Origin of the sequence: Bradyrhizobium genosp. A (assembly GCF_049949275.1) — a bacterium.
In the GTDB taxonomy this organism is placed as follows: Bacteria; Pseudomonadota; Alphaproteobacteria; order Rhizobiales; family Xanthobacteraceae; genus Bradyrhizobium.
Map to the genome: position 1 here is coordinate 1836901 of NZ_CP188196.1, position 14163 is coordinate 1851063.

The following is a 14163-nucleotide window of genomic DNA, read 5'->3' on the forward strand; positions in this document are numbered from 1 at the left end:
TCCAACCCCATTGAAGGCAAGTTGCAATCGCAAGACAATATCCCTCCCTGTCGGGGGCAAGGGCTTGCCAGGCAGTCAGGGCTGAATGAGAAGCGACAGCGATTCCTCATCCTGACACTGGATTCGGGAAACGGGCGTCGCCTGTCTGCGGACGCCGGTCCGCTCGAAACAGTCTGGGGTACAACGGGCGATTTGCGGCGCGTTTGATGCCTTAAATGGTGAAGTGCCCCGCTTGTGCCCTAGCCTTTTCGAGGGCACACCTTAAGGGAGCCAAGTCGCTAAGGCATTGATAATTTAGATTTGAATGGTGGGCGCACAAGGGATCGAACCTTGGACCTCTCCCGTGTGAAGAGTTTCGCATCAGGGCCAACATGCGATATGGCGGACGGGTCATCAGGTACGCGGCCCGACTGACCCGAACGCTACCCGCTCAAAATCGATGCCAGACGTGCTCTCTTCATATGAGTAGCCTTCCAGCTGATGAATGTGACCATCCCGAAGCCAGAGCATAAATCCCATCCCATGCTGAAGACCGACAACAGTCGCTCCGACATCGCCCAATGGCGAGGCAACACCTTTGATTGGCGAACGATGTGAGACATCGAGCGTGGTATAGAAACCAGCTCCCGTGTTCTCTCGGGCAGTGACGCGCACTTTTCCCTGCTGGCCAGCAAGCGCATCAGCGACTTCGGGCACCTGAAGCGCAATGGCGTCGATCACTGCCTGCTCTAGGGAGGACAAAACTTCCATGGGTCGACGATACCAACTCTTAGCGGAGCTTCAATGCTCCGAATATATCAAAATCAATGTAGAAGCCGACACAGCACCAGGTCCGTTCCGGGTCAAAAGCGCCGTCGAGAGACGTCGCCGCAATGTCCGTAACCCGACTCTCTCTGCGTACAGTAGGGGGCTGCTGAAACGGAGAGAACATGAGCGTGCCGGAAATGATTCGACAAGCCATCGAGATCGGTGAACGGAACGGCAAGATTACCTTCGATGAATTGAATAAATTGTGTGACAATGAAGCATTGGACCCCAACGACATCGAACGTATTCTCAACAGTCTGAGCGAAGCGGGAATCTGGATTGAAGGAGACTGAAACCTTGGCTCTGGCATAGCGATACAGATCTGCAATGGGTCAATCGCGACGGTTTTGCCCGGTCTCTGTCAGGTCCGGTCTACCCCTGACAGCCGATATACAGGCGACAGGCGGATTTCGTCGCGAAGGGGCCATTTCCGGACCTCGGGCTCAACTCTGGACGCGCCGTGCATGCTGCTTATTGATTTTCTTCCCAGCCGAACGGAATGCTATGTTTGACCGGATCGCTAGTCATCTGGAGACGTTGGCACAAACGGGGGAGGTGCGGGTGGTCGAACATCAAATCCGCTACGACGACGGGGCTGGATACGAAAGGTACATGGGAAGCTGGAGCCGACTCGCGGGAGAGGTGTTCCTCGATTGGCTTGCGCCACGCCCGGGCTTGCGATGGATCGATATCGGTTGCGGCAACGGTGCCTTCACAGAGCTGCTCGTCGAGCGATGCGCGCCGGCCGAAGTTCAGGGAATTGATCCGTCCGAGGCGCAACTCGCCTTCGCGCGCGCCCGGCCCGCGGCGCGTGGCGCAGCGTTTCACCAGGGCGACGCAACCGCGCTTGCATTTCCCCAAGACAGGTTCGATGCCGCCGTCATGGCGCTGGTGATTTTCTTCGTTCCCGACCCGGCCAGAGGCCTTGCCGAGATGGTGCGTGTGGTTTGCCCGGGCGGCACGGTCACGACCTATGCGTGGGATATGTTGGGGGGCGGATTTCCGCTGGAACCGATCCGGGCGGAAATGCGCACAATGGGCCTTCACCCCGTGCAGCCGCCCAGCCCGGGCGCATCACGGATGGATGCCCTGCAGAGCTTGTGGACGGAGGCGGGCCTCGAAGCGATCGAGACGCGGGAGATCACGGTCCAGCGGACGTTCGCCGATTTCGACGAGTTCTGGACGACCTGTCTGTTGGCCGCGAGCCTTCGACCGATGGTCGCCGCGATGGCGTCTAGCGATGTCGAACGGCTCAAGGCACGGGTGCGCGAGCGCCTGCCGGCAGACGCCGCGGGGCGCATTACCTACAGTGCGCGCGCCAACGCGGCAAAGGGCCGCGTGCCAGCGTAATCACGCCACCTGAAGCGCCTTTGGCTCGTAGTTGGCCTTTGCCGTTTCCCGCTCGCTTCCCGGAAAACGGTCTCAAACCGTCGCTCGTCTAACCGATTGTTTTCGTGTCCGGAAATGGTGGGCGCACAAGGGATCGAACCTTGGACCTCTCCCGTGTGAAGGGAACGCTCTCCCGCTGAGCTATGCGCCCGGGACCGTCATGCAGACGGCCGGACCTTGTCGGCCGGCCGGCGCATCGGAGCCCGCGATTTAGAAGTGCGGGCTAGAAGTGTCAAGTTTTCAGGCGGCTTGAGGCCTGAAAACCTTCCGTCAATCGCGCAATTCGGCAGCGAGGCCGGATTTCGGGTCGCTTACGCGCCCTGCTGGCGGGCGCGGGAGGCGTGGGCCTGCAGCGCGCGGATGCGTTCGGCGAGCGTTCCGCCGCCCTCGGGGAGGGCGGCTGCGGCGATGCCATTGGCCGGGCGCGGCGCCGGCTTCGGCGGCTGGTCAGCCTCGGCCGCCAGCAGCGCCTCGATCGGCGAGTTCGGGCCCTCGAGCTGCATCGCGAGTTTTGCCACCTCGGCGGCGATGTCGTTGATGCGCTCGCGCAGCAGCGCGTTCTCCATGCGCTCGGTCGCCCAGGAGCTTTCCGCCTGCTGCTGGATCGCATTGATGTCGCGCTGAAGTTTTGCGCGCTCGTCGCGTGCGGAGCGCAGCTGCTCTTCCAGCGCGGTCTTCTCCGCGCGCAGCGACTCCATCGCGGCCGACGACTTGCCACCGCTTAAGCCGGCGATCTCGACGCGCAGCTCCTTGATGGTGCGCTCGGAGCCTTCATTGGTCTGGCGGAGCTGATTGTTCTCATACTCGCGCTCAGCGAGCAGCTTGCCCTGCGTGGCGAGGCGCCCTTCGAGGTCGGCGACGCGGTTGGACAGCATCTCGGCCTCTTTGACCTGCACGATGAGCTGGCGATCGAGCTCGGTGACGCGCTGGCTCAGATTCTCGACGCGGCCGCGCGCATCGCCAAGCTCGCGCGAGGCGGTCTCCGACTCGACGCGCTCCTGCGTCAGCCGCGCCTGCGTGGCGGTGAACTCTTTCTCGGCATCGCCGACGCGGTTCTTCAATTCCTCGATCTGCGCGCGCACCGCGACCAGCTCGACCTGGCGGCTCTCCGCCATCATCGAGCGGTCGGACAGTTCGGAATTGATTTTTGCGAGTTCGCCCTGCTTGTCGGTCAGCGCCATCTCGGCCGCGCGCAAGCTTTCGGTCTTGGCGTTGAATTCCTCTTCGGTGGCGCGGAGCTGCTCCTTCACCGCCTTCTCGCGCGCCTCCAGCGCGAAGATCGTGGCGTTCTTCTCGCCGAGCTCGATCTTCATGCGGTTGATGGCGTCGCTCTTCTTGCCGAGCTCGGCGAGCTGGCTCGTGGTCTTGTTCTTGAGCTGGTCGACGCTCATCTCCAGCCGGCGCGCCGACATGGCGAATTCGGCGCGGAGCTGGTCCTTGTCGGCCTGGATCTCCGCCATCGACAGCGGGGTGGCGGCCTCGAGCCGGCGCGTGGTCAGGCGGACCGCGCGGTTATGCACCAGCGGCACGATCGCAAGCCCGCACAGCATCGACAGCAGGAAACCGATCGCCAGGTACATGATCGGTTCGACCATAGGCCAGGACTCCGAGAGCTAAGGAAAAATTTACCAAAGACAATGCATGGCGGGCCGGCAAAAAGCCAGCCCCGCCCTGTTGTTAACGTGAATCCGGACCTGAATTGGAGGAGGGGACCTAGAATGGGTTCCAGGTCGCGCGCGGCGTGTATTTGAGGTAGCCGATATTGGCGCCCAGGCGCAGCCCGAGGCCGGAGCGGATCGGCACCAGCACGATGTTGTTGGACGTGAGCGCCGTCATGCCGAAGCCACCGATGATGTAGGCCGAGCCGTCGATGCCGGCGAAGCGCTGGTAGATCGCGTTGGTGGCGGGCAGATTATAGACCAGCGTCATGGTGCGCGCGCCGTCGCCGCCCCAGTCGAAGCCGAGCGACGGACCCTGCCAGTAGACACGCAGGTCGCCGGCGTTCTTGGTGTAGAGCGTGCCTTCGCCATAGCGCAGGCCGGCGACGAACGCGCCGGAGCCTTCCTCGCCCAGGATGTAGCCGTTCGGCAGCCCCCATTGGCTGACCGCCTTCTCGATGATCGAGGCAAGGCCGCGCGAGACGTTGCCGAAGAAGCGATGGCCGGCGGTGACGAGCTCGTCCGGCCCATAGGTGTTGGGCGTCGGGGTCCGCTGCGGCGGCGGCAGGTCCGGCGGCGGCGCGGCCGTCTGGGCGGAGGCCGGCACGATCCAGCCAGCCAGCGCTACGAGCGCCACTGCGGCAAGGCGTGATGCGAAAGTCATAAAAGAACCCCTGGTATCGATTCCGGTCCGCTTCCCTTAACCTGACGCCAACAGGCAAGGTTCTAGGTTGCGCCGGATGTCCCCTCGACTCGGATGTTATCCGCAGCAACTATGACGGCACAACGGCAGGAAGATAGCCCTTTGCGCCCCGGAATTGCCTTGATCGGCCGTCTGGTCTGCCTGCTGGCGGGCATTTTGCTCGCCTGCTCCGGGCTGCCGACGCAGGCTGCCACCACCGAGCGGATCGTCGTCAATCGCTTCTCGGGCGTCGCCATCGAAGGCTTCGATCCCGTGGCCTATTTCGTCGATGGCGGGCCCGAGCAGGGGACGGCGGAGTTCGAGGCCAATCTCTGGGGCGCGGTCTGGCGCTTCCGCAATGAGGGCAACCGGGCCTCCTTCCTGGCCCATCCCGAAATCTACGGCCCGCAGTTCGGCGGTTACGACCCGGCCGACATCGCGCGCGGCGTGATCATCGCCGGCAATCCCCGCTTCTTCGTGATCTCGGCGCAGCGGCTCTATCTGTTCAGCCGCGAAGCCAATCGCGACGCCTTCGCCGCCGATCCGGAACGCTTCCTGTATGACGTCGGCAAGCGCTGGCCGGCGCTTCAGGACAAGCTCAGTCAGTAGGCATGACCGCTCCGGCATCGCCCCAGGCGACGAACGCCGGGATGATGAAGCGGGTATCGCCACGTTCGCCGAACCGGATCTCGCCGCCCTTGCCGTCGGTCACCTTGCCGCCGGCTGCCGTGACCACGGCGCAGCCCGCCCCGACGTCCCATTCCGAGGTCGGCCCGAAGCGGGGATAGATGTCGGCACTGCCCTCGGCGATGCGGCCGAATTTGACCGCCGAGCCGCACGTCTTTCTGACCGCGTTGGGCCGGCTGTCGATGAAGGCTTCGCTTTTGGGGTCGCCGTGCGAGCGGCTCACCGCCGCGACCCAGGGCTCGCCGTGCGCGGGCAATCTGCGGGTCCGGATCGGCTCGGCAGCGCCGATGGTGGTGCCGTCAAACGTCACGCGCTCGGCGCCGCGGCCGACGATGCCGCGCCAGAGCAGCCCGAGCGCGGGCGCGGCCACGATGCCGAGCAGCGGCACGCCCTCGGTCACGAGGGCGAGGTTGACGGTGAACTCGTCGCGGCCGGCGACGAACTCCTTGGTGCCGTCGAGCGGGTCGATCAGGAAGAAGCTGCCGCGAAACGGTGGCGAGGCGAGCTCGCACCGTTCCTCCGAGAGCGACGGCACATCGTTCGCAAGCCTGGCCAGCCCCTCCGCAATGATTCGGTCGGCGGCGAGGTCGGCCTCGGTCACCGGCGAGCCGTCATTCTTGCCGTCGACCCGCATCGCGGCGCGGTTGACGCGAAGGATCGCCTCGCCGGCCTGAACCACCAGCGCGGTCAGGGGCTCCATCAGCCGGGATGCGGCCTCGCCGTCGATAATCCTCACCTGCATGCCTCATTCATCGGCAATTCCATCCCCACTCAACTGATTCGCCGCGGCTTTATGGCCGCTTCGATCCGATCGTAAGCTAGCTGCCACAGGCTTGCGAATGTTAGAACCCCTGCCATCCGTCAAGCATGCTTGATTCGCCGCGTTCGCGCCGTGCAATTCCAGGAACCCTTTATGTCTGACGCTCCGTCACCCGCTACCGCTCCCGATGCGCTCGAACTCGCGGCGCTGCTGTGCTCGCGGGTCTGCCATGATCTCATCAGCCCTGTCGGCGCCATCGTCAATGGCCTCGAAGTGCTCGATGACGATCCCAAGCTCGAGGACCGTGAATTCGCGCTCGACCTGATCCGCAAGAGTGCGAAGACGGCCTCCGCCCGCCTGCAGTTCTGCCGCCTCGCCTTCGGCGCGGCCGGCTCCTCCGGCGCGCAGATCGACCTCGGCGATGCCCAGACCATGGCGCGCGGCCACATCGAGGACGGCAAGTGCACGATCACGTGGAATCTGCCGCGGCTGCTGATGCCGAAGAATCGCGTCAAGCTGCTGCTCAATATGCTTGTCGTGTCCCAGCACACGATCCCGCGTGGCGGCATGCTCACGATCGATCCGATCGGCGAGGGCGAGACGATGAGCTTCCGTATCACCGCGACCGGACACAATGCACGCCTGCCGCAGAACATCTCCGAGCTTCTGAGCGGTCAACGCGGGCCGGCAGCGGACGCGCACGCGATCCAGCCTTATTATACGCGGCTGTTGGCGCAGGCCTGCGGGCTCACCGTGACGCTCAAGCTGGAGGGCGAGGCCGTCATCGTTACCGCTTCGTAAACGCGCCCGTCGCTCTCAGAGGTTAATCGAATCTTTACGAGGCGCTTCGGCTTGTCCGGAGCGCCTTATCTCCTTGTTGGTTCCGTTCTTTTGCACATACTCAACCATTATTAAACGCTTTGCGGTGAAGCTGGCCTCATTCCGAATAGGCGCATCACAAGTCGTGCGCGCCCTCCCTGTATGAAGGCCTGTTTTCATGGATGATCTGTTGCGGGAGTTTCTGACGGAGACCAGCGAGAGCCTGGACACCGTCGACAATCAGCTGGTGAAGTTCGAGCAGGAGCCGAACAACGCCAAGATCCTGGATAACATCTTCCGCCTGGTCCACACCATCAAGGGTACGTGCGGCTTCCTCGGACTGCCGCGGCTTGAAGCGCTGGCGCATGCCGGCGAGACGCTGATGAGCAAATTCCGCGACGGCATGCCGGTGACCGGTCAGGCCGTGACGCTGATCCTGTCGTCGATCGACCGCATCAAGGAGATCCTCGCAGGGCTCGAAGCGACCGAAGCCGAGCCCGAAGGCAACGACCGCGATCTCATCGACAAGCTCGAAGCGATGGTCGAGCAGGGTATGGCGGCAATGGCTGCCGGCGCTGCCGCTCCCGTTGCTGAAGCCCCGCCGCTGGTGCCGGAAGCGCCCGCTGCCGCGGCGCCTGCTCCCGCCAAGGAGATGACCACGGGCACGCTGATCGACCAGACCCTGGAGCGACCCTTGCGTCCGGGCGAAGTCTCGCTCGACGAGCTCGAGCGCGCCTTCCGCGAGACCGCGATCGAAGCCCCGGCGCCCGCCGAAGCGAAGGCTGAGCCCGCGCCGGCTGCTGAAGCGCCGGCCCCCGTCGCCAAGGAAGCTGCCAAGGCGATGGAGAAGGCCGCGCCGAAGAAGTCGACGGCCGACGAGGGAGCCAGCGAAGGCGACCGTGTCGCCAACCAGTCGATCCGCGTCAACGTGGATACGCTGGAGCATCTGATGACCATGGTCTCCGAGCTGGTGCTGACCCGCAACCAACTGCTGGAGATCTCAAGGCGCAACGAGGACACCGAGTTCAAGGTGCCGTTGCAGCGTCTCTCCAACGTCACCGCCGAGCTGCAGGAAGGCGTCATGAAGACGCGCATGCAGCCGATCGGCAATGCCTGGCAGAAGCTGCCCCGCATCGTCCGCGATCTCTCCAGCGAACTCGGCAAGCAGATCGAGCTGGAGATGCACGGCGCCGACACCGAGCTCGACCGCCAGGTGCTCGACCTGATCAAGGACCCGCTCACCCACATGGTGCGCAACTCCGCCGATCATGGTCTCGAGACCCCCGCCGAGCGCCTCGCCTCCGGCAAGGGCGAGCAGGGCACCATCCGTCTCTCCGCCTATCATGAAGGCGGCCACATCATCATCTGCATCGCCGACAACGGCCGCGGCCTCAACACCGAGAAGATCAAGGCCAAGGCGATCTCCTCCGGTCTCGTCACCGAGGCTGAGCTGGAGAAGATGTCGGAAGCCCAGATCCACAAGTTCATCTTCGCGCCGGGCTTCTCGACCGCGGCCGCCATCACCTCGGTGTCGGGGCGTGGCGTCGGCATGGACGTGGTCCGCACCAATATCGACCAGATCGGCGGCACCATCGACATCAAGTCGGTGGCCGGTGAAGGCTCCTCCGTCACCATCAAGATCCCGCTGACCTTGGCGATCGTCTCCGCGCTGATCGTGGAGGCCGCCGGCGATCGCTTTGCGATCCCGCAGCTCTCGGTGGTCGAGCTGGTGCGCGCCCGCGCCAACTCGGAGCACCGTATCGAGCGCATCAAGGACACCGCTGTCCTCAGGTTGCGCAACAAGCTCTTGCCGCTGATCCATCTGAAGAAGCTGCTCAAGATCGACGACGGCGCGGCATCCGATCCCGAGAACGGTTTCATCGTGGTGACGCAAGTGGGCAGCCAGACCTTCGGTATCGTGGTCGACGGCGTGTTCCATACCGAAGAGATCGTCGTGAAGCCGATGTCGACGAAACTGCGCCACATCGACATGTTCTCGGGCAACACGATTTTGGGCGATGGCGCGGTCATCATGATCATCGACCCCAACGGCATTGCCAAGGCGCTCGGCGCTGCCGGCTCCTCGGCCCATGACATGGCCGACGACAATGGCGCGCATCACATCGGTTCGGGCGAGCAGACCACCTCGCTCCTCGTGTTCCGCGCCGGCTCGGCCCAGCCCAAGGCGGTCCCGCTCGGGCTCGTCACTCGTCTGGAAGAGCTCCCGGCCGACAAGATCGAGTTCTCCAACGGCCGCTACATGGTGCAGTACCGCGAGCAGTTGATGCCGCTCGTCGCCATGGAGAGCGTCACCATCGCGACCCAGGGCGTCCAGCCGATCCTGGTGTTCGCCGATGACGGCCGCTCCATGGGCCTCGTCGTCGACGAGATCATCGACATCGTCGAGGAACGGCTCAACATCGAGGTCGGCGGCTCGGCTAGCGGCATCCTGGGCTCGGCCGTGATCAAGGGCCAGGCCACCGAGGTGATCGACGTCGGTCACTTCCTGCCGATGGCGTTCGCCGACTGGTTCACCCGCAAGGAGATGAAGCCGTCGATGCACTCGCAGGCGGTGCTGCTGGTCGACGACTCGGCGTTCTTCCGCAACATGCTGGCGCCGGTGCTCAAGGCCGCCGGCTACCGCGTCCGCACCGCGCCGACCGCGCAGGAGGGTCTGGCAGCGCTCCGCGCGCAGAGCTTCGACGTGGTCCTGACCGACATCGAGATGCCCGACATGAACGGGTTCGAGTTTGCGGAAGTGATCCGCTCCGACAGCAATCTGGGCTCGATGCCGATCATCGGCCTCTCGGCGCTGGTGTCGCCGGCCGCGATCGAGCGCGGCCGCCAGGCCGGCTTCCACGATTATGTCGCCAAGTTCGACCGTCCCGGTCTGATCGCGGCGCTGAAGGAACAGACCGCGGGTGCCGCCGGCGCCTCCGATCTGAGCCGCGCGGCAGCCTGAGCGGGACCTGAGGAGAGATCGATATGACCAAGAAGATGCAAACCGGCGAAGGCGTCATGGTCGAGTACGTCACCGCGATGATCGGCGGCCAGCTGTTCGGCCTGCCGATCTCCCGCGTCCAGGACGTGTTCATGCCTGAGCGCGTCACCCGCGTTCCCTTGTCCTCGCGCGAGATCGCGGGCGTGTTGAACCTGCGCGGCCGCATCGTCACCGTGGTCGACATGCGCGCCCGGCTCGGCCTGCCCAAGCCGGAAGACGGCAAGACGGCGATGGCGGTCGGCGTCGACATGCGCGGCGAATCCTATGGCCTGCTGATCGACCAGATCGGCGAAGTGCTGCGCCTGTCCGAGGACGGCAAGGAAGACAACCCGGTCAATCTCGACCCCCGCATGGCCAAGCTCGCCGGCGGTGTCCACCGTCTCGACGGCCAGCTCATGGTCGTCCTCGACGTCGATCGCGTCCTCGAGCTCGCGCCCGAGATGATGGCGGCCTGATACGGCGGCATCGCCGCCGACGTGCCTGCAATTGGAAGTGCCCCGCACCGGGGATCAGAAGCAGAGGTTCACATGAGAACTTGTCTCGTCGTTGATGATTCCAGCGTCATCCGCAAGGTTGCGCGCCGGATCCTGGAAGGCCTCGACTTCCAGATTCTCGAAGCCGAGGACGGTGAGAAGGCGCTCGAGGCCTGCAAGCGCGGGCTGCCCGACGCCGTGCTGCTCGACTGGAACATGCCCGTCATGGACGGCTACGAGTTCCTCGGCCATCTGCGCCGCATGCCCGGCGGCGACCAGCCCAAGGTGGTGTTCTGCACCACCGAGAACGACGTGGCGCATATCGCGCGCGCGCTGCACGCCGGCGCCAACGAATACATCATGAAGCCGTTCGACAAGGACATCGTGACGGCGAAGTTCCAGGAAGTCGGCCTGATCTAAGCGAACACCGGAGGCTGAACGGCTCCTTCGGCGTTTGTTTTCAACTAAACCGTTTCAGTCTGAGTTGGTGAGTAATGAGTGTTGCGTTCGCAGGTAATTCGACCACGGGCACGTCGCGTGAGGCCGGGCCGCTGCGGGTGATGATCGTCGACGACTCCGTTGTCATACGCGGTCTGATCTCGCGCTGGATCGGTGCCGAGCACGACATGGAGGTCGCAGCCTCGCTGCGCACCGGGCTCGAGGCGGTCAACCAGCTCGAGCGCATCAATCCCGACGTTGCCGTGCTCGACATCGAAATGCCCGAGCTCGACGGCATCTCGGCGCTGCCGCAACTGCTGGCGAAGAAGCGCGATCTCGTCGTCATCATGGCCTCGACGCTGACCCGCCGCAACGCGGAGATCAGTTTCAAGGCATTGTCGCTCGGCGCGGCCGATTACATTCCGAAGCCAGAATCGACCCGCGAGACATCCGCCGCCGACGTTTTCCATCACGACCTGGTCCAGAAGATCCGTCATCTCGGCGCACGGCTGCGCCGGAAGCCGGCGGTTGCGAGTCCGCCGCTGGCTCCCGCGAGCTCTGCTGCCCCGGCTGCACGTGCACCGGCTGTCGCGCGGCCCGCCGCGCCCGCACCGGCTCCGGCCGTGCATGCGCTGTCGTCAGGCTCGCTCACCACGCGTCCGTTCTCGACCCAGGCGCCGAAGGTGCTGCTGATCGGCTCTTCGACCGGTGGCCCGCAGGCGCTGATGGCGCTGGTCACCGAACTCGGCCCGGTGATCGACCGCTACCCGGTGCTGATCACCCAGCACATGCCGCCGACCTTCACCACCATTCTCGCCGAGCACCTCGCGCGTTCGAGCCGCCGGCCGGCAGCCGAGGCGGTCGATGGCGAGCCGGTGAAGCCGGGGCGCATCTACCTCGCGCCCGGCGGCAAGCACATGCGCGTGGTGCGCAGCGGCGCTGAAGTCGCAATTGCGCTCGACGACGGTCCTGCAGTCAATTTCTGCAAGCCTGCAGTCGATCCGCTCTTCACCTCCGCCATCGACATCTGGCACGGCAACATCCTCTCCGTGATCCTGACGGGCATGGGCTCGGACGGCATGCGCGGCGGCAAGGACATCGTCGCTGCCGGCGGCAGCGTGATCGCGCAGGATGAAGCTTCCAGCGTCGTGTGGGGCATGCCCGGTGCCGCTGCCAATGCCGGCATCTGCGCGGCGATCCTGCCGCTCAACCAGATCGGCGCCAAGGTCAACCGCCTGTTCGCGGGAGATCGCTCGTGACGCCCGCGGACTACGAGTATCTGCGCAAGTTCCTGAAAGAGCGCTCCGGTCTCGATCTCTCGCCCGACAAGCAGTATCTGGTCGAGAGCCGACTGCTGCCGCTAGCCCGCAAGGCGAGCCTGCCGGGCATCCCCGATCTCGTGCTCAAGATCAGGAACGGCGATGGCCGGCTTGCGACCGACGTGGTCGAAGCCATGACCACCAACGAGACGTTCTTCTTCCGCGACAAGATCCCATTCGATCATCTGCGCGACAGCATCATGCCCGGCCTGATCCAGGCCCGCGCCGCGCGCAAATCGTTGCGCATCTGGTCGGCGGCTTCGTCGACCGGGCAGGAGCCCTATTCGATCGCGATGTGCCTGAAGGAGATGGGCGCCGCGCTCGCGGGCTGGCGCATCGAGATCGTCGCCACCGACCTGTCGCAGGAGGTGCTGGAGAAATCCAAGGCCGGCGTCTACAGCCAGTTCGAGGTGCAGCGCGGCCTGCCGATCCAGCTGCTGATGAAATACTTCACCCAGTCCGGCGACGTCTGGCAGCTCAAGGCCGATGTCCGCGCTATGGTGCAGTTCCGCCAGCTCAATCTGTTGCAGGACTTCTCCCATCTCGGCACGTTCGACGTGATCTTCTGCCGCAACGTGCTGATCTATTTCGATCAGGATACCAAGGCGGTGATCTTCGAGCGCATGGCGAAGGGCCTGGAAGCGGATGGCACGCTGTTGCTGGGCGCGGCCGAATCCGTCGTCGGCATCACCGATGCGTTCCGCCCGATCTCCGACCGCCGCGGTCTCTACCAGCTCAATCCGGCCCGCTCCGGCCGGGCGATGGGCGGACTGATGCCGCAGCCGCTGAAAGTCGCCGCGGCAAGGTGAACTTCTCCTCGTCATTCCGGGGCCGCGCGTTAGCGCGGAGCCCGGAATCCATAACCACAGGCCATCGAAATAGGCAGGCGGTTAGACGTGGGGCTGTTCGATCTGCCTGTGGTTATGGATTCCGGGCTCGCGACTTTGTCGCGCCCCGGAATGACAAGCCTCACAAAATCGCGTGCGGCAGAAACCGCGAGCTGTTGCCCGTGATCGGGCTCTCGTCCTCGCGGATCGAAAGCCCGCACGGCGCGTGGTTGACCAGCCAGCTTCCCACCACCGGATAGACGCCGGAAAAGTTCGGCAACGGCGACAGCGCCTGGCGCACAAAGCCTTCGGCGCCGTAGGGGCCGGCGTGCTCGTCGAGTGACATTCCGCCCGACACCAGCGTGACATTGGCGCCTTCGCGCGACAGCAGCGGCTTGCGGACGTAGGAGCTGCCGAGCCCGGCTGCGCGCGGATCGTCCTCGAAGAAAGCCGGCAGCAGATTGGGATGGTTCGGAAACATCTCCCAGAGCAGCGGCAGGATGCCCTTGTTGGAGAGCACCGCCTTCCACGGCGGCTCGATCCAGCGCGTCGGCGCGCCGGCGAGCTTGGCGCCGAAGGCGTCGTGGAACATCCATTCCCAGGGGTAGAGCTTGAAGACAAGCTCCATGTCGCGATCATCGAGGTCGACGAAGCCGCCGGCCTCGTCGCGCCAGCCGATCTCCTCGATGTCGAGCAGCGTGGTCGAGAGGCCTGCCTGGCGCGCGGTATCTTCGAGATAAGCGAGCGTGCCCGCGTCTTCCTCACTGCCGGTGGTGCCCGTGAGATGCAGATGACCGCCCGCGCCGATCGCTTTCCACGCCTCGATCAACCGCTCGTGGATCGAGTTGAACTGGTCGGCGCGCGCAGGGATGATGCGCCGCTCGATCGCCTGCTCGAGCCAGGTCCATTGAAACACCGCGGCCTCGAAGATCGAGGTCGGCGTGTCGGCGTTGTATTCGAGCAGTTTTGCCGGGCCTTCGCCGTCGAATTTCAGGTCGAGTCGGCCGTAGAGGCTGTGGTCGTCTCGCTCCCAGCTTTCCGCGATCAGGTCCCAAAACGCTTCCGGAATCTTGAGCCGCCGCAAATGGCGTTCGTCGCCGATCACGCGACCGGCGAGTTCCAGGCACATCGCGTCGATCTCGCCGGTCGGCGTTTCGATCGAGCGCTCGATCTCGTCGAGCGTGAACGCATAATAGGCGCGCTCGTCCCAATAACGCTCGCCGTCGATGGTGTGGAAGGCGAAGCCGCATTGCTCGGCGGTCTGTTGCCAGTCGTCGCGCTCGGGACAAATGATACGTTGCAT

General features: G+C 64.5%; 14 protein-coding genes and 1 tRNA gene. 9 read left to right on the plus strand and 6 right to left on the minus strand.

Going from position 1 to position 14163, the window contains the following annotated elements:
* Positions 1-393 precede the first annotated feature (393 nt).
* Entirely contained in the window at positions 394-720 is a 327-nt protein-coding gene (locus ACP2YP_RS08555) for a hypothetical protein (protein ID WP_426423633.1), read from the minus strand.
* Positions 721-929: 209 nt separating this feature from the next.
* Between ACP2YP_RS08555 and ACP2YP_RS08560 the strand changes: the two genes are divergently transcribed.
* A complete protein-coding gene (locus ACP2YP_RS08560) occupies positions 930-1100 on the plus strand; it encodes an RNA polymerase sigma factor region1.1 domain-containing protein (protein WP_426423634.1) in 171 nt (56 codons plus the stop codon).
* A 211-nt stretch (positions 1101-1311) separates the two neighbouring features.
* On the plus strand, positions 1312-2157 hold the full coding sequence (locus ACP2YP_RS08565; RefSeq protein ID WP_426423635.1) for a methyltransferase domain-containing protein: 846 nt from the start codon (positions 1312-1314) through the stop codon (positions 2155-2157).
* Between the two features lie 115 nt (positions 2158-2272).
* On the opposite strand, the gene ACP2YP_RS08570 is transcribed toward ACP2YP_RS08565, so the two are convergent.
* From ACP2YP_RS08570 to ACP2YP_RS08580, 3 genes are all read right to left on the minus strand, one after another.
* Positions 2273-2347 (minus strand) — tRNA-Val (locus ACP2YP_RS08570).
* 160 nt (positions 2348-2507) lie between these two features.
* Complete coding sequence (locus ACP2YP_RS08575; RefSeq protein WP_426423636.1) at positions 2508-3791, minus strand: hypothetical protein; 1284 nt, start codon at positions 3789-3791, stop codon at positions 2508-2510.
* 118 nt (positions 3792-3909) lie between these two features.
* Complete coding sequence (locus ACP2YP_RS08580; RefSeq protein WP_200472330.1) at positions 3910-4518, minus strand: DUF1134 domain-containing protein; 609 nt, start codon at positions 4516-4518, stop codon at positions 3910-3912.
* A gap of 141 nt (positions 4519-4659) precedes the next feature.
* Between ACP2YP_RS08580 and ACP2YP_RS08585 the strand changes: the two genes are divergently transcribed.
* On the plus strand, positions 4660-5145 hold the full coding sequence (locus ACP2YP_RS08585; protein WP_426423638.1) for a YHS domain-containing (seleno)protein: 486 nt from the start codon (positions 4660-4662) through the stop codon (positions 5143-5145).
* Here the strand turns inward: ACP2YP_RS08585 and ACP2YP_RS08590 are convergent.
* A complete protein-coding gene (locus ACP2YP_RS08590; RefSeq protein WP_426423639.1) occupies positions 5135-5965 on the minus strand; it encodes a 3'(2'),5'-bisphosphate nucleotidase CysQ family protein in 831 nt (276 codons plus the stop codon). The two genes, ACP2YP_RS08585 and ACP2YP_RS08590, sit on opposite strands and share 11 nt — an antisense overlap.
* 171 nt (positions 5966-6136) lie before the next feature.
* Between ACP2YP_RS08590 and chpT the strand changes: the two genes are divergently transcribed.
* The 6 genes from chpT (at position 6137) to ACP2YP_RS08620 (ending at position 12842) form a co-directional block, all read left to right on the plus strand.
* Positions 6137-6784 (plus strand): histidine phosphotransferase ChpT, encoded by a 648-nt coding sequence (gene chpT / locus ACP2YP_RS08595; RefSeq protein ID WP_426423641.1) that lies wholly within the window; start codon positions 6137-6139, stop codon positions 6782-6784.
* Between the two features lie 196 nt (positions 6785-6980).
* Positions 6981-9764 (plus strand): hybrid sensor histidine kinase/response regulator, encoded by a 2784-nt coding sequence (locus ACP2YP_RS08600; RefSeq protein ID WP_426423643.1) that lies wholly within the window; start codon positions 6981-6983, stop codon positions 9762-9764.
* A 23-nt stretch (positions 9765-9787) separates the two neighbouring features.
* A complete protein-coding gene (locus ACP2YP_RS08605; RefSeq protein ID WP_426423645.1) occupies positions 9788-10258 on the plus strand; it encodes a chemotaxis protein CheW in 471 nt (156 codons plus the stop codon).
* Between the two features lie 72 nt (positions 10259-10330).
* Positions 10331-10696: a response regulator gene (locus ACP2YP_RS08610; protein WP_007600538.1), complete on the plus strand. Its 366-nt coding sequence runs from the start codon at positions 10331-10333 to the stop codon at positions 10694-10696.
* A 74-nt stretch (positions 10697-10770) separates the two neighbouring features.
* Positions 10771-11973: a protein-glutamate methylesterase/protein-glutamine glutaminase gene (locus ACP2YP_RS08615; protein WP_426423647.1), complete on the plus strand. Its 1203-nt coding sequence runs from the start codon at positions 10771-10773 to the stop codon at positions 11971-11973.
* A complete protein-coding gene (locus tag ACP2YP_RS08620; RefSeq protein ID WP_426423648.1) occupies positions 11970-12842 on the plus strand; it encodes a CheR family methyltransferase in 873 nt (290 codons plus the stop codon). Before ACP2YP_RS08615 ends, ACP2YP_RS08620 begins: the two co-directional genes overlap by 4 nt.
* A 160-nt stretch (positions 12843-13002) precedes the next feature.
* Here ACP2YP_RS08620 and ACP2YP_RS08625 read toward each other — a convergent pair whose 3' ends face one another.
* A complete protein-coding gene (locus ACP2YP_RS08625) occupies positions 13003-14163 on the minus strand; it encodes a glutathionylspermidine synthase family protein (protein WP_426423650.1) in 1161 nt (386 codons plus the stop codon).

Excerpts from the sequence above, each read along its gene's own strand:
- ACP2YP_RS08560 (WP_426423634.1), top strand. The coding sequence starts at position 930 with ATGAGCGTGCCGGAAATGATTCGACAAGCCATCGAGATCGGTGAACGG.
- ACP2YP_RS08565 (WP_426423635.1), top strand. The coding sequence starts at position 1,312 with ATGTTTGACCGGATCGCTAGTCATCTGGAGACGTTGGCACAAACGGGG.
- ACP2YP_RS08575 (WP_426423636.1), bottom strand. The coding sequence starts at position 3,791 with ATGGTCGAACCGATCATGTACCTGGCGATCGGTTTCCTGCTGTCGATG.
- ACP2YP_RS08580 (WP_200472330.1), bottom strand. The coding sequence starts at position 4,518 with ATGACTTTCGCATCACGCCTTGCCGCAGTGGCGCTCGTAGCGCTGGCT.
- ACP2YP_RS08590 (WP_426423639.1), bottom strand. The coding sequence starts at position 5,965 with ATGCAGGTGAGGATTATCGACGGCGAGGCCGCATCCCGGCTGATGGAG.
- chpT (WP_426423641.1), top strand. The coding sequence starts at position 6,137 with ATGTCTGACGCTCCGTCACCCGCTACCGCTCCCGATGCGCTCGAACTC.
- ACP2YP_RS08600 (WP_426423643.1), top strand. The coding sequence starts at position 6,981 with ATGGATGATCTGTTGCGGGAGTTTCTGACGGAGACCAGCGAGAGCCTG.
- ACP2YP_RS08605 (WP_426423645.1), top strand. The coding sequence starts at position 9,788 with ATGACCAAGAAGATGCAAACCGGCGAAGGCGTCATGGTCGAGTACGTC.
- ACP2YP_RS08610 (WP_007600538.1), top strand. The coding sequence starts at position 10,331 with ATGAGAACTTGTCTCGTCGTTGATGATTCCAGCGTCATCCGCAAGGTT.
- ACP2YP_RS08615 (WP_426423647.1), top strand. The coding sequence starts at position 10,771 with ATGAGTGTTGCGTTCGCAGGTAATTCGACCACGGGCACGTCGCGTGAG.
- ACP2YP_RS08625 (WP_426423650.1), bottom strand. The coding sequence starts at position 14,163 with ATGCAACGTATCATTTGTCCCGAGCGCGACGACTGGCAACAGACCGCC.